Origin of the sequence: Nocardia iowensis, from assembly GCF_019222765.1 — a bacterium.
Taxonomy (GTDB): Bacteria; Actinomycetota; Actinomycetes; order Mycobacteriales; family Mycobacteriaceae; genus Nocardia; species Nocardia iowensis.
Genome location: NZ_CP078145.1, coordinates 387681 through 402624 on the forward strand (window position 1 = coordinate 387681; position 14944 = coordinate 402624).

General features: G+C 68.1%; 8 protein-coding genes and 1 pseudogene. 3 read left to right on the top strand and 6 right to left on the bottom strand.

The genetic code is table 11. The features are described 5' to 3' along the window. Positions 1-43 precede the first annotated feature (43 nt). The gene (locus KV110_RS01890; RefSeq protein ID WP_218472815.1) at positions 44-1675 is read left to right on the top strand and encodes a DUF2207 family protein; all 1632 of its coding nucleotides are present in this window, start codon (positions 44-46) and stop codon (positions 1673-1675) included. Between the two features lie 218 nt (positions 1676-1893). On the opposite strand, the gene KV110_RS01895 is transcribed toward KV110_RS01890, so the two are convergent. From KV110_RS01895 to KV110_RS01920, 6 genes are all read right to left on the bottom strand, one after another. Continuing rightward, positions 1894-3183 carry an ROK family transcriptional regulator gene (locus KV110_RS01895; RefSeq protein ID WP_218472816.1) on the bottom strand — a complete coding sequence of 430 codons (1290 nt, stop codon included), beginning with the start codon at positions 3181-3183 and terminating at the stop codon, positions 1894-1896. 365 nt (positions 3184-3548) lie between these two features. Beyond that, positions 3549-4256 carry a DUF8020 domain-containing protein gene (locus tag KV110_RS01900; protein WP_218472817.1) on the bottom strand — a complete coding sequence of 236 codons (708 nt, stop codon included), beginning with the start codon at positions 4254-4256 and terminating at the stop codon, positions 3549-3551. 147 nt (positions 4257-4403) lie between these two features. Further along, a complete protein-coding gene (locus KV110_RS01905; RefSeq protein ID WP_218472818.1) occupies positions 4404-5081 on the bottom strand; it encodes a TetR/AcrR family transcriptional regulator in 678 nt (225 codons plus the stop codon). Next, entirely contained in the window at positions 5078-7363 is a 2286-nt protein-coding gene (locus tag KV110_RS01910) for an MMPL family transporter (protein WP_218472819.1), read from the bottom strand. Before KV110_RS01910 ends, KV110_RS01905 begins: the two co-directional genes overlap by 4 nt. Positions 7364-7449: 86 nt before the next feature. Further along, the gene (locus KV110_RS01915; RefSeq protein ID WP_218472820.1) at positions 7450-8748 is read right to left on the bottom strand and encodes an ammonium transporter; all 1299 of its coding nucleotides are present in this window, start codon (positions 8746-8748) and stop codon (positions 7450-7452) included. Between the two features lie 180 nt (positions 8749-8928). Next, positions 8929-9756: a hypothetical protein gene (locus KV110_RS01920; protein ID WP_218472821.1), complete on the bottom strand. Its 828-nt coding sequence runs from the start codon at positions 9754-9756 to the stop codon at positions 8929-8931. A 487-nt stretch (positions 9757-10243) separates the two neighbouring features. Between KV110_RS01920 and KV110_RS01925 the strand changes: the two are divergent. Then, positions 10244-11836: pseudogene (locus KV110_RS01925) on the top strand (DNA polymerase III subunit gamma and tau); the annotation flags it as partial. Between the two features lie 1842 nt (positions 11837-13678). After that, entirely contained in the window at positions 13679-14893 is a 1215-nt protein-coding gene (locus KV110_RS01930; RefSeq protein ID WP_218472822.1) for an acetyl-CoA C-acetyltransferase, read from the top strand. The last annotated feature ends 51 nt before the right edge of the window (positions 14894-14944 follow it).

Genomic DNA, 14944 nt, shown 5'->3' on the forward strand with positions numbered 1-14944 from the left:
CAGCCGATGACGCAGAATAGCAAGCTGTCTAAAGTAGGCAGCCATGCTGACTTTTCGGGGGGGCGCCGTAGGCGCGCTGCTGCTCGCCACCGCGGGATTGCTCGCGACCGCCCCGATCGCCCATCCCCAGCCCGCACCGAGCGGCGTGACCATCACCGCCGATCTGAAGCTGAGTCGCGAGGGGGTGCTCGAGGTCGTCGAACAGATCGCGGTGCCCGCCGACGGCACGTTCCGGATGTCACTGCCGTTGCGGCTCAAAGTGGGTGACGACGCCGAGCGGTTCTTCAAGGTCACCGATGTCGATACCAAGGGCGCGGGCACCGCGACGGTGGCGAACGATCAATTCACCATCGAGGCCAACCCCGGCGAGTCGACGTTCACCTATTCGGTGCACAACCTGGTCAGCGACGCACCGGGCAGCCAGGTGTTCAACTGGCTGGGCGTGATGGGCGCCGACATCGCGTCGATCAGCGCCACCTTGATCAGCCCGAGCTTCGAAATGGGCATCGTGGACTGCAAACTCGGCCCACCCGGCAACACCAGGCCATGCGCCGACGTGAAGACCGAGGTCGATGGTGTGCTCCATCTGGAGCAGACCGATCTGCGCAAGGGCGACGCCATCGATCTCACTTTGCAACTGCCGCCGGGCACTGTGCCGAGCAATGCCGATGTGCGCGATGGCAGCGATTCCGGGCCGTTCGCGATCACCACGCCGGTCCTCATCGCGTTCGGCGTGCTGCTGCTCGCGCTCGCCGGTCTGGTCGCCTTCGTGCTGCGCGCACGCCGCCAGAATGCCGCTGCCGGAACCGGATCGGCGACGATCGACCCACTGGTGCGCGACGGTGAGCGAGTGCAGTTCACCTCGCCGGACGGCGTGCTGCCCGGCGAGGCAGGCCTGCTGCTCGACGGATATGTGGACCCGGTCGACATCGCCGCCACGGTGGTGGATCTCGCCGTGCGCCGGTACCTCTGGGTGACGCCGCTCGGCGATACCGACTGGCGGATCACCCGGGTCAATGCCCCCGACGACCAGCTACGTGACTACGAAAAGGCCATCTATCAGGCACTATTGCCCGACGGCACCGACGCGGTCACCATCACCGAACTGCGCGCACCGGGACGGGTGCAGTCCGGGCCGGTGCGGACCGCGCTGGTCGCCGACGCGGTCGCCCGCGGCACTTTCCACAATCGCCGCCGTCCCGGCCTGGCGATCTGGCTGGGTGGCGCGTTGATCGTCGCCGGTGTCGCCGCGACGATCGCACTCGCCCTCACCTCGGGTCACGCGCTGGTCGGCGTCGCCATCGCACTCGCGGGTCTCGCTACCGTGCTGCTGCCGAAGTACCTGCCCGTCCGAACCACCCACGGTCTCGCCTTGACCGGGCAGCTCCGCGCCCTCCAGCGCGGCCTGGAATCGACACGGCGCGAACAGGTCCCGCCGCTCGACCAGGAGACCGTGTTCTCCCGCGCGCTGCCGTTCATGGTGATCGGCGGCCGTGCCGACAACTGGATTCGCGCTTTCCGTGACCTGAACCCGTCCGCCGACTCCCAGCCGGGCCTCTACTGGTTCGGCGGCTTTGATCGGGACCGCAACCTGCAACGGTTCGCAGCCCACTTCCCGTTCTTCATTACCGCGCTGGAAGGACTCTTCGCCACCGCGGGCGATCCCCACCGCTAGACCGCGTCGCCGAGCTGGCCTGTGCGCGAGCATCACTCGGCCTGTACCAACAAACTGTGCGCTCGCCCCGCGATAGCCCCGCACACCACCCGACCCCACTGCATCCGAAATCGCATGCGATTCGGTATGCGGCAGGTCGGGTGGTGTGTTTGTGTCCGCCAATCCGCTGCACCCAGTGGGCACGAGGGCGGCGGCCTTCTCCTGGTAGGAGGTAACGGTCAGTCGGCGAGGGTAGTGCGGCGGATAGCGGCGAGCGGGTCCGCGTAGAGCACGCTCAGGGAGGTGACCACGGCGGCGAATTCCTGGACCTTGCCGCCGAATCCGCTGATCCGAATGTCGGTGGGGGGCAAGGTGGAACCCTGGGCGAAGGCGCGCGCCACGTGGGTGACGGCGGGGCGGTAGCCGGTGAAGGCTTGGCCGCCGAGGATCACCCGGTCGGGGTTGAGCATGTCGCGCACCATGGCCACGGTGTGGCCGAGGATGGTGGCGCGTTCGGCGAGCAGTTCGCGCGCCGGTTCCGAGCCCGCCTCGGCCGCGCGGTAGAGGTCGGCGATGGTCGAGCCCGCGGTTCCATTGTGCGCGGGGATGATTCCGCGTCCGACGGCCCGCGAGTGCAGCGAACGGTCGCCGACGGTCACCTCGAGGCAACCGCGCCTGCCGCAGGCGCATTCGACATCCGAGCCGGTCGGCAAGTGCGCGATGGAGCCGGGTCCGTTGCTCGGCGTGTGCACGCGACCATCCAAAGTAACTGCCACACCGGCGGTTTCGCGTACATAGAAGTACAGGCTGCTGCCGCGTTCCGGTCCGGCGACGCGTCCGCTGGCCGCGTCCCGCGATTCGATGGTGGGCAGCAACAACTCCGAGGCCGCCATCGCCTCGACATGCGGCGCCACCGATACCGGTAGCTCGAGCACCTCGCCGAGGACGGCACCGATCTGCGCGCCGTGCCAGTCCAGCTTGGGATGGTCGACCACGCCGGTGAGCGGATCGACCCGGCCGCCGATGGCGACGCCCGCCCAGAGCGGCTTGCGCCGATGCCACCGCTGCAGGAACGCCTTGGCGCTGCGCGCGACGGTGGTGGTGGCGAATTCCTGGCCGGTCAGCGGCGTGGCAATGGCCAGTCCGCCGAGGATGCGGCCGCGCAGATCGGCCGCCACGATCTTGGTGACCGCGGCGCCGATGTGGATGCCGAGGGTCAGGTACGCCTCGTGGTCGATCTCGAAGGGCACCCGGGGTCGTCCGACCGCACCCGACGCCGTCAGGTCGGGCCGTTCGCGAAGCAGGCCGGCATTGAGCAGCGCGGACACCTGGCGGTTGACCGTGGCGATGCTCAAACCCGTTGTGCGCGCGGCATTGTCGCGCGAGACGGGGCCACCCGTCGCGGCACGGAGGACCGCGGCCGCCGGGTTGTCGGCGATGCGCAGTTCCGGGGCGACCACGGGACGCTGGACGCGGACGCGACCGCCCGCGACCCTGGCGACGGATCGTTCAAGGGTAGGGAGGGACATATGTGAGGTTCCTTGCCGAGGTCCCGCGACCGGCGGGACGTGCCTACAGGGGCGACTAGGCAGCAAACGAGCCGAAAGGGCCGTTCAGCTGCGGCAAGGGCGACTACACAGTTCGCGAGTCAACGGCAGCCGAAGGCCGAGCGCGGCGGTCACATAGGTGACCCGCAGAGCGTTCGATCGACCGGCAGACATGGTATGAAATTAACACCGTCCACCACGACTCACCAAGCCTCAATCCGCCGCTGTGTTCTCGCACACACAGTTTCCCGGCTCGGTACCTCCGTCCGAGTGCAGGCGCGGCGCGTACGAAAGCCCGCCCAGCGCGAGGAGTGCTGGGCGGGCTTTCTCGCAGTATCGACTGTGGACTACTTGGCCGGCGGCACGAACGGCTGGTTGATCGTGGTGAAGTACTGGATGGCCGCGCCGATCGCGACCGGAGCCGTGACGAAGATCTGGCCCGCGATCGTGCCGAGCGCACCGACGGCGGCAGCGCCGCCGAGGCAGCCCGCGATGATGCCACCGACGAACGGGCCGAACAGGCCGACGATGGTGCCGCCGACGACCAGGCCGCCGAGCGCGCCACCGAGGACACAGCCGACTGCCGCGCCGCCGAGACCGCCCACCAGGGTGCCGATGCTGGCACCGAGACTGATCGTGCTGGTCAGTCGGCTCCAGGCGGCCTGCTCACGGTCGTACTCGGACTTCCACGGCGCTTTGTCCTCGAACGGCAGGGCAATTGGCTTGTACACAGCCTTCGAGATGTCGAATTCAGGGGTCAGGGTCGCGGTGCGGCCCACGATGTCGGCGGCGATGGGGAATTCGAAGTCGTCGAGCCGGAATTTCAACGGGGTCGCCGCGACGACGGTGCCGTTGGCGGCCTTGATTTCGAAAGCGTCGTCTTCGACGACGAGCGAACCGGAGTCGATCGAGACGATGGACTGCTTATCGGTGGCGTGCGCGGAAAAGTTGATCGGGCCTTCGGGCGGCTGCGGTGCGGCGACGGAAGTGCCTGCGGCGACCCCGGTCGCCATGGTCACCAGTGCCGCGACCACGGCAAGCTTCCTCATCCTCATCTACTGCGATCCCTCATCTAGGTGCTGCTGTCGATCTAGGTGCTGCTGTCGAGGCAAAGCATCGAGCAGCTGGCCGAGGAGAACGAGGGAAAAACGCAGGCAGATTCCAATACGCGACCGGCGAGCGGCCCGTTTCGACGCGCCGCGTCAGAGCCGGTGACGCAACTCGCTCAGCCAGTCCGCAGCCTCATCCGGCGCCGGGTCGCTGCCGATCATGTCCACGACAACGTGGCCGATGCACGCGGCGCGCAGCACGCGGTTCGCCGCCGCATCGGTATCGCCCCATGGGATATACGGTTTCGCGATCAGCAGCGATGCGATGCCGTGCGCGGCCGCCCAGAGGTCGAGCACGATCGGCAACGGGTCGCCCGGTGTCATCACGCCCGCGTCCATGCATTCCTGCACGGTCTGCGAAAAATGTTGGAACGCACCGCTACTCAGCACTTGGTCTACTGCGCCGCCGACGATGGTCGGCGTGGTCGCCAGCCGATACTGCTCGGGATGCTCCCGGGCGAACCGGACGTAGGCGAGCCCCTGCTGTTGCAGCCGGGTGGTCGGGGACGCGGTGGGATCCGTCGCGGCACGCATCGCGGCGTCCAAGTCCTCGAAGACCTGTGCGACCACGGCATCGATGAGCGCGTCCTTGTCGGCGAAGTGCCGGTAGATCGAGGGCGCGCTGACGCCGACCCGCTTGCTGATATCACGGATCGACACCGCGTCGGCGTGCCCGGTGCGGGCCAGCAATTCCCGTGCGGCATCGAGGATTTCGGTCCGCAACTGCGCTCCGGCGCCGCGGGCCGACCTGGATCGACCGGCACCGATCATTCGCGACCGGCCAGTACGCGTTCGGGCCGATCGGGATCGGCGTCGTGCTCGCGCAGTCCGACCCGGGCATGCAGCCGGGCCAGTGGCTTCGGCGCCCACCAGTTCGCGGTGCCCATCAACTTCATCAGCGACGGGGCGAGCATGGTGCGGATGAGGGTGGCGTCGGCGAGCACGGTCAGGGTCAACCCGAGGCCCATCAACTGGATGAACGACACCTTCGAGGTGACCATCGCGCCCATCACGATGGCCATGAGCAGGGCTGCGGCGGTGTAGATCCGGCCGGTCCTGGCGACACCGACGGCGAGTGCGTGCTCGTTGTCCGCCGCGGTGCGCACGATGACGCCGTCGACGACGCGGCCCGAGGCCAGCCATTCCTCACGGACGCGGGAGAGCAGGAAGACCTCGTAGTCCATCGACATGCCAAACGCGAGGCAGAACATCAGGATCGGCATCGTCGGTGTCATATATCCCACCGCGGTGAAGCCGAGCAGATCGGACAGATGGCCGTCCTGGAAGATCCAGACCATCGCGCCGAACGCCGCCGCCAGCGAAAGCGTGTTGAGCACAATAGCTTTCAGCGGCAACAGCAGGCTGCCGGTGAACAGGAACAACACCACGAAGGTGGCGAGTGCGATCAGCGCGATGGCCAGTGGCAGCCGGGCGCCGAGCGAATCGAGCGCATCGGAATTGACCGCGGCCGCCCCACCGAACAGCGTCGGCGCGGGGGCGGGCACGTCACGCAGGTCGAGCAACTGGGCCTTGCCCGCCGGTGAGAATGGGTCGACGCGGGTCGCGACATTCACGTATTCGCCTGTGCCATTGGCCATTCCGGGCGGCCCTGCGGCCATCCGCGCGCCTTTGATGTAGATCCCGGCGCTGGACAGTACGGCCGAAACGCCGTCCACCCTGGACAGTTCCGTGGCGTACTCGCCGATCGGCCCCGGTCCGCCGTGATATCCGTCCAGCACGACGGTGGTGTTGTTGCCCGCGTTGGCCGCGGGGAACTCGGTGCGCAGCACGTCACCGACCTGACGGCTGGCTGCGGTGGTCGGCAGTACGCGGTCGTCCGGGTAGCCGAATTTCACCGAGAGGAACGGCGATCCGAGGGCTAGGAATAGGGCAACGAGCAGCACCGCCACCGGCACCGAATGCCGCATCACCCACGTCACCGTCCGGTACCACCAGCTCCGCTCCGGCACCAGCGGCGCCATCGGGTCCGGAGCGGGACGGCCGAACATGCGCCGCAATGGAATTCGGATGTCGAGCGCATTCACCCGATGCCCGAGCAGGGTGAGCGCGGCGGGCAGGATCACGATGGCCGCCGCCGCGGCCGCGGCGACCACCGCGACACCGGCGTAGGCGAACGACCGCAGGAAGTAGATGTCGAAGATGCTCAGCACGGACAGCGAAAGCGCCACGGTCAGCGCGGAGTACAGCACGGTGCGGCCAGCGGTCTGTACGGCGCGAATGGTGGCGGGTATCGGATCGAGGCCGTTGGCGAGCTCTTCGCGGTACCGGCTGACGATGAACAGGCTGTAGTCGACCGCCAGCGCGAGGCCCATCGCCGTCGTCATGTTCAGCGCGTAGATGGAGACGTCGGTGATCAGCGTGAACAACCGCAGGATGGCCAGGGTGGTGAGGATCGCGAAGATGCCGACTGCCAGCGGCAGCGCGGCGGCGACCAGACTGCCGAACACCAGGATGAGCACGATCAGCGAGATGGGTATCGCGACGCCCTCCGCGAGGGCGAGGTCGTGTGTGATCTGCTTGTTCACATCGTGGAAGACGGCGGCCAGGCCGCTCTGCCGGACGGTGACGCCGTCCTTGGTTCCGGTGAGCTGTTCGGTGAGCTCGCCCGCCGTCTGCTGGGCTTTGGTCTCGTCGCCGGTGAGGTAGGCGAGGACGAGCGCGTCCTTGCCGTTGGTGCTGCGCAGTGCGGACCCGATCGCGGGCGGCGCGGTCCAGTAGGACTGCACGCCCTTGATGTCGGAGCGGGCGCGCAGCTTGTCCACCAGGTCGAGTCCGACGGCGCGGGTGGCCGGTGCGTCGGCGCCCGCAGCCGAGCTGACCAGCAGCACATAGTTCGGTGCGGCACCGTCGAAATTGTCCGCGAGCAACTGCGAGACCTGCGACGATTCGGCGTCGGGTGAGGTGAATCCCGCGGACTTCAGGTGGGACGCCGCCGTTGCGCCGAACACTCCACAGAGGATCGCCAGTGCGGCTGCGGCGAGCAGGATCGCGCGCGGGTATCGGGTGGCAATCTGGGCGATCCGGACCAGCATGCGCGGCTCCCTTGCTCGACGCAGTAGGTTAACGCGGTTAGCGTAACGTTGTTAACGCTATGCCGATAGAGGGAGCCGCCGCCCGCTCAGTGATCCCGGTCACTCCCGCCGTGGCCGAAATGTCCCTCGCCGAACCGCCGGGGGGAGTGGCCGTGCACCCCTTCCGCGTAGGCGGTTTCGGCGTGCAGCGCGAAGTCGATGCCGGCCGTCTCGTCTTCCTGGCTCACCCGGAAGCCGATGGCCCGGTCGATCAGCTTGCCGAGCACGAAGGTCACCGCGAACGCGTACGCCGCGACGACGAGCACGCCGACAAGCTGCTTGCCGAGCTGGGCGAGCCCGCCGCCGAAGAACAGTCCTTCGACGCCGCCGGTCATCACCTGGGTAGCGAGCAGGCCGATCAGCACTGTGCCGACAATGCCGCCGACGAAGTGCACGCCGACCACGTCGAGCGAATCGTCGTAGCCCGCCTTGAATTTCCAGCCGACCGCGAACGAACACACCACACCGGCGGCGAGTCCGACGATCAACGCACCGAACGTGTTCACCGACCCGCAGGACGGCGTGATCGCGACCAGACCGGCCACCACGCCGGACGCCGCACCGAAGGTGGTCGGCCGCCCGTCGCGGATCTGCTCGACCGCGAGCCAGCCAAGCATGCCGAGGCAGCCCGCCACCAACGTGTTCAGGAATACCGCCGCCGCAACACCATTCGCGGCCAGCGCCGACCCGGCATTGAAGCCGAACCAGCCGAACCACAGCAAGCCCGCACCGAGCAACACGAAGGGCAGATTGTGTGGTCGCATGGCGTCGGTTTTGAAGCCGATGCGCGGGCCGAGCACCAGGGCGAGCGCCAGTGCCGAAGCGCCGGAAGCGATTTCGACGACCAGGCCACCCGCGTAGTCCAGCACGCCGAACGAAGCCAGCCAGCCGTCCGGACCCCACACCCAATGCGCGATGGGCGAGTAGACCGCCAGTGCCCACACCGGCACGAAGATCATCCATGCGGCGAATTTTGCGCGATCCGCGATCGCACCGCTGACCAGCGCCGCGGTCAGGATGGCGAAGGTCAGCTGGAAGGTGGCGAACAGCAGCTCGGGCACCGCGCCGCGCACGCTGCCCGGATCGATGTCGGCCATGGCGAAATGGTCGAGATTGCCGATCAGGCCGCCGCCCGCGTCGTCGCTGAAGGCCAGGCTGTAGCCGACCAGCAGCCAGGCGACGGTCACCAGCGGGATCGCGATGAAGTTCATCATCAGCATGTTGAGCACGCCGGTCGAGCGCACCATCCCGCCGTAGAACAGCGCGAGCGCCGGGGTCATCAGCAGCACCATGGCTGTGCTGATGAGCAGCCAGGCGGTGGCCGCGGGATCCAGGGGTGTGGACACGGGGTAACTCCTTCCACGCGGGATGCGTCGCAAGGAAATTACCGAACCCTCATTGTCGGATTTGCGCTGGTACACGAGTTGGGCGCGGGTTCGGACATGGGATGTTTGCCGATGTTGTGGGTGTGATGGGCTAACGCCGCCCCCGTGGGCGGGCAGCATAGGGGCCGGGCTCGGGAGTGCCTACGAGACGCGAGACTTGCGCGCGATCGCGCGTTGACCACGTTTGCCCGGCACCGGGAGGTCGTCCTGCAACGCGACCCATTCGGCGGTGGTGAGCCAGAGTTCTTGGGCTCGCGCGTCGGCGGTGTTGTGGAAGATTCGGCGGCCCCGATCGTCGCGCAAGTCCTGCGCGGCGGTGGACCAGCGCGGTGCGCGGCCGTGCTCGGCCAGGTAGTCAGCGAGATAGGCCGCCACAGCGGTGCCGATCGTGTTGACCGGGCGCAGCGAGACCCGGTTGCCGTATTGATCGGAGTGGAAACGCCTTCCGGCGCACAGGGATCCGGCATTGGCGTTGGAGGCGATCCAGCCGGCGCGCTGGGCGCGCTCGATCAGCCAGAGGTGTTTCACCGACGAGGGGGCGATGTCGCCGATGCGGGTGCGGATCAGTGACATGACCTCTTCGGAGGACAGCACGTCGCGGCGGGTCGGTCCGATGCCGTGTGCGGTCCAGTGGGCATGCGCCAACGTGGCGAGGGCGCGACCGAAGTCATCGATGCTGCGCTGGGCGCGGCGGCCGAGGCGCTCGATGCGTTCGGCCTCGCGGCGCATCTCGTTCTGCGCGGTGAGGGTGCGGATCGCCGCCATGGTGGGGACTTGGCCGCGTTCGAGGAGTTCCAGGATGGCGGCGGAGGTGGCGGGATCGGCGGCGGCGGCCACCGGGAGCGAATCGCGTTTGATCGCGAAGTCCTGCGGGCTGATCGCGCGGCTCAGCAGGTCGACAGCGGAGCGGTCGCCGGCGAAGTCGGTGCTGGACAGCAACGCGGCGGCGATGTCATCAGGCGACGGCACGGTGAGAAGTTCCTCCGATGGAAGTGGAACTCGAAAGCGCTGTGCGGGAACGTGCGCGGTGCGGGAAACTGCGCGGGAACTTTTGGTTGTGCCCCGGTCGGGATGAGGGACCGGCCGGGGCAACCAACCTGATGAAGGTTTGGCTACCGAAGTTGCCGATTGCCACGGTAGCCAGCTGCTTGCGTCGGTGTCACCCTCGTTGACACTTTCGTTATCTCCACAAACCTGCGGCAAATCGGGGCGTGAGTACCTATTTTTCGGTCTACATGGGGGAATTGGGCGGTAATTTCCCGCATTCGACCGGTCCCGCGTCAGTGATAGCTCATGCGTTGCCGCTGTTGTTGCCGCTCAATGGGTGTTAAGAAGGTCAATAGAATCTTGTGATTTGGATCACATTTGTGGCGACGCTGCTGCTGGGGTTCCGCCGCGCCGGGCCCGGCGACGAGCGGGAATGTTCTTTGTCGGTGCACGCCGGTAACCTCTGGCCGTGGCTCTGTACCGGAAGTACCGACCGGCAACGTTCGCTGAGGTAGTGGGTCAGGAGCACGTCACCGACCCACTGAGCATCGCCCTCGACACCGGCCGGGTCAGTCATGCCTACCTGTTCTCCGGCCCGCGTGGTTGCGGCAAGACCTCGTCGGCGCGCATCCTCGCGCGTTCGCTGAACTGCGTGCATGGCCCGACCTCTACGCCGTGCGGTGTGTGCCCGTCCTGTATCGCGCTCGGACCGGGCGGGCCGGGAAACCTCGACGTGATCGAACTCGACGCCGCGAGCCACGGCGGCGTCGACGACACCCGCGAACTGCGCGACCGCGCCTTCTACGCGCCCGCGGAATCCCGGTATCGGGTGTTCATCGTCGACGAGGCGCACATGGTCACCACGGCGGGCTTCAACGCGCTGCTGAAGATCGTCGAAGAGCCGCCGGCCCACCTGATCTTCATCTTCGCCACCACCGAGCCGGACAAGGTGCTGCCGACCATCCGCTCGCGCACCCACCACTACCCGTTCCGGTTGCTGCCGCCCAACACCATGCGCGGACTGCTCGGCAAGATCTGCGAACAGGAGCAGGTCGCCGTCGAAGAAGCGGTGTACCCCTTGGTGATTCGCGCGGGTGGTGGTTCGCCGCGCGACAGCCTCAGCGTGCTCGACCAGCTGCTTGCCGGTGCGGGTCCGGACGGCGTCACCTACTCCAGGGCCGTCTCGCTGCTCGGTGTTACCGATGTCGCGCTGATCGATGACGCGATCGGGGCGCTGGCCGACAATGACGGCGCCGAATTGTTCGGCACTGTCGACCGGGTGATGGAGGCGGGTCACGATCCGCGCCGCTTCGCCGTCGACCTGTTGGAGCGATTGCGCGACCTGATCCTGATGCGCGCCGTCCCCGACGCGGTGGACCGCGGCTTGGTCTCCGGCCCCGGCGACGTGCTCGATCGGATGCGCGAACAAGCCGGGCGGCTCGGCCCGGCCACCTTGGCGCGCTATGCCGAGCTGCTGCACGAGGCGCTCGGTGAAATGCGCGGCGCTACGTCACCACGGCTGCTGCTGGAGGTCGTCTGCGCCCGCATGCTGTTGCCGTCGGTGTCCGACGCCGAATCCGCCACATTGCAGCGGTTGGAACGACTCGAACGTGGATTCGCCAGCGGCACAATCGCACCCGCCGCTTCGGGTTCGGCGCCTGCCGCGGCCGCACCACTCAGGCCCGCTGCCGCCAGTGGAACGTCTGCCGAATCGACTCGCCGACGTGGTGCGGAGGCGCTGGCCGCGATCCGCCGCGAGACGTCGGGCTCGGGCGGTGCCGCCGTGTCCGGCACCGGTGCGAGCGCTGTGCCGGGAGCTCGCGGGGGAGCTTCCGGATCGGCTGCAGCTCCGGGCGATACCTCGGCGGGACGCGGTCAGGACCAGGCCGGGGGTGCCGGATCGGCGAATGCTGCTGCGGCCGACAGCATCGCACCCGCCGCACGCGGTTCTGCGGACGCCGCCGGAGCCGGGTCACCGGGCAACACCACGGGTCGCGCTGATGTCGGCGCGGATGCGGATATGGCGGCAGCCGGAACCGTCGCGTCGGCCGTCGGTTCGGGTGCCGCTGTCGACCGTTCTACTTCGGCGGCCGGATCTGTTGGTTCCGCGCTGCCGCCCGAGTCGGCATCGTCCGTTCCCGCTGCGGGCCACGGTCCGGCGGGTTCGGCCGACCAGGATTCGACGACGGCCGTGCCGGAACCCCAAGCACCGCACCAGGTTCCCGCAGCCGAAGTTGGCGAAGAGGTTGCCGAGCAGCTGTCCGGCCCCTCGGGGCAAGCCGCCGCGCCCGCGTCGAGTACCGCCGGACAAGCTGCCGCACCGCAACCGTCACATACCGCTGCCTCCGCCGAGCAGTCCGCCGCGCCGCAAGCACCAGCTGCCGCATCGACCGCCGCTGGCGCAGGGCAGGCAGCCGCACCACGATCATCTTCCGCCCAGCCAGGCTCGGCCGCCCAAGCTGGCCCGGCCGTGCAATCGGGTTCGGCCACCCAGCCAAATCCGGCCGCTCAGCCAGGTTCGGCCGCTGAGTCGGGTTCGGCCGTGCAGTCGGGTTCGGCCGCTGAGTCGGGTTCGGCCGTGCAGTCGGGCTCGGCCGTGCAGTCAGGTTCGGCCGCCCAAGCTGGCCCGGCCGTGCAATCGGGTTCGGCCACCCGGTCAAATCCGACCGCTCAGCCAGGCTCCGCCGCTCAGTCGGGTTCGGCCGCTGAGTCGGGTTCGGCCGCTCAGTCGGGTTCGGCCGTGCAGTCGGGTCCGGCCCCCCAGCCAGGCTCGGCCGCTCAGCCGGGTCCGGCCGCTCAAGCTGGTACGAACGCCCAGCCTGACGCGGCCGGTGGGGCGGAGCAGTCGGCAACCCCGGCCCAGCCGAACGCTGATCTGCTGCGCGAGGTCGAGGCTGCCTGGGCGGACATCCGCACCAAGGTGCGCGAGTTCGGTGCCGCCGTGCAGGCGATGCTCGCCGGTGCCTCGGTGGCGCGGATCGAAGGTGACGTCATCGTGTTCGCGCATCAGCACGCGCCATTGGCGCAGCGGTTGTCCGACCCGCGCAACCTGGATGCCGTGCGTTCGGCGGTCCGTGCCGTGCTCGGGCGCGACCACGACGTGCGCTGGGAAGCGGGGGGCGCCGCGCAACGACCCGCGGCGACGCCTCGGGCCGGTGGGCAGGGCAAACCTCAGCGCGGCGCCGGGCAACCGGCGGGGCGTGAATCCGGCAACGTGGCCGGGCGCGGCACCGATGCGCCCGCCGCACCGCGCTTCTCGCGGCCGAGCCAGGCCAAGAACGCGGCGGCGGATAAGGCCGCCAGTGCGAACAAGCCGCGCTCGTTCGGCGGCTATGACGACATTCCCCCGCCCGATTTTCCCGATCTACCGGATGATCCCGGCCCTTTTGATTCTGCGCCGCCCGAGTCGGCGCAGCCCCCGGTCGGCAATGAGCCAGGTAGCAACGGCGGCTGGGCTGCCGACGGAGTGGTACCACCGTCCACCGCCGAGGACGAAGAGGAGATGATCCGGGCCGCGGCGGTTCCGGTGGCGCCGGAAGATCGGCGCGACCCCGACGAGGTCGCCCTCGAATTGCTGAAGAGTGAGCTCGGGGCCACACAGCTGAATGGTTGACAACCACCGCCGCCAAGACGTTAAGTTAACCGGAGTTCGCACACCACGGTAGTATGAACGGGTGGCCGTGAGCTCCGGTACGACGAGGTTCTATGGTATGCCCAGGCGTATGGGCGATCGGAACCTGCGTCCGCCGTCGCATGCCGCGTTTTGTACAGCGTCAGGACGGTCGGTCGCAGGGCCGGTCGGCGAGGTTACCCGCAGCTACCCCGCATCGCGCGGAGTAGCCGCACAGAGCGCTCGGACGGACGACGTCCGGCCGCCGCACCTTTAAGGAAGGAACACTCCGATATGACCACAGAGGCCTACATTTACGAGGCCATCCGCACTCCGCGCGGCCGCGGCAAGAAGAACGGCTCGCTGCATTCGGTCAAGCCGATCGACTTGACTGTTGGTCTGATCCAGGAGCTGCGCGGCCGCTTTCCGAACCTCGACGAAGACCGGATCTCGGATCTGATCCTCGGTGTCGTCAGCCCCGTCGGCGACCAGGGCATGGATATCGCCCGCACCGCGGTGACCGTGGCCGGCCTGCCCGACACCGTCGGCGGCTTCCAGCTCAACCGGTTCTGTGCCTCCGGCCTCGAGGCCGTCAACCTGGCCGCGCAGAAGGTGCGCTCCGGCTTCGACGACCTGGTCATCGCCGGTGGCGTCGAGTCGATGTCGCGCGTGGCAATGGGCTCCGACGGCGGCGCGTGGGCACTGGACCCCGCCACCAACTACGACACCTACTTCGTCCCGCAGGGTGTTTCGGCCGACCTGATCGCCACCATCGAGGGCTTCAGCCGCGACGATGTCGACGCTTACGCGGTGCGCTCGCAGGAGCTGGCCGCCAAGGCCACCACCGGCGGTTACTTCGCCAAGTCGCTGGTCCCGGTCAAGGACCAGAACGGCATCGTCGTGCTGGACAAGGACGAGCACATGCGTCCGGGCACCACCGCCGAGGACCTGGCCAAGCTCAACCCGTCGTTCGCCGTAATCGGTGAGATGGGTGGCTTCGACGCCGTCGCACTGCAGAAGTTCTACTTCGTCGAGAAGATCAACCACGTGCACCACGGCGGCAACAGCTCCGGCATCGTCGACGGTGCCGCGCTGGTGCTCGTCGGTACCGAAGAGGCGGGCAAGGCCTCGGGCCTGACCCCGCGTGCGCGCGTCGTCGCGACCGCGACCAGCGGCGCCGACTCGACCATCATGCTGACCGGTCCCACCCCGGCCGCCAAGAAGGCGCTGGCCAAGGCGGGCCTGACCATCGAAGACATGGATCTGGTCGAGATCAACGAGGCGTTCGCCTCCGTGGTGCTGAAGTTCCAGAAGGACCTCAACGTCCCGGACGAGAAGCTGAACGTCAACGGCGGCGCGATCGCCATGGGCCACCCGCTGGGTGCCACCGGCGCGATGATCACCGGCACCATGGTCGACGAGCTGGAGCGCCGCAACGGCCGCTACGCGCTGATCACCCTCTGCATCGGCGGCGGCATGGGCGTTGCCACCATCATCGAGCGCGTCTAATCCCAACCGACAGCTGAGAATTCAAGGGAGACACATAGCTGTGACCAGCAC

What these genes read in the sequence shown, in the direction of transcription:
- KV110_RS01890 (WP_218472815.1), top strand. Translation starts at nt 44, where the DNA reads ATGCTGACTTTTCGGGGGGGCGCCGTAGGCGCGCTGCTGCTCGCCACC.
- KV110_RS01895 (WP_218472816.1), bottom strand. Translation starts at nt 3,183, where the DNA reads ATGTCCCTCCCTACCCTTGAACGATCCGTCGCCAGGGTCGCGGGCGGT.
- KV110_RS01900 (WP_218472817.1), bottom strand. Translation starts at nt 4,256, where the DNA reads ATGAGGATGAGGAAGCTTGCCGTGGTCGCGGCACTGGTGACCATGGCG.
- KV110_RS01905 (WP_218472818.1), bottom strand. Translation starts at nt 5,081, where the DNA reads ATGATCGGTGCCGGTCGATCCAGGTCGGCCCGCGGCGCCGGAGCGCAG.
- KV110_RS01910 (WP_218472819.1), bottom strand. Translation starts at nt 7,363, where the DNA reads ATGCTGGTCCGGATCGCCCAGATTGCCACCCGATACCCGCGCGCGATC.
- KV110_RS01930 (WP_218472822.1), top strand. Translation starts at nt 13,679, where the DNA reads ATGACCACAGAGGCCTACATTTACGAGGCCATCCGCACTCCGCGCGGC.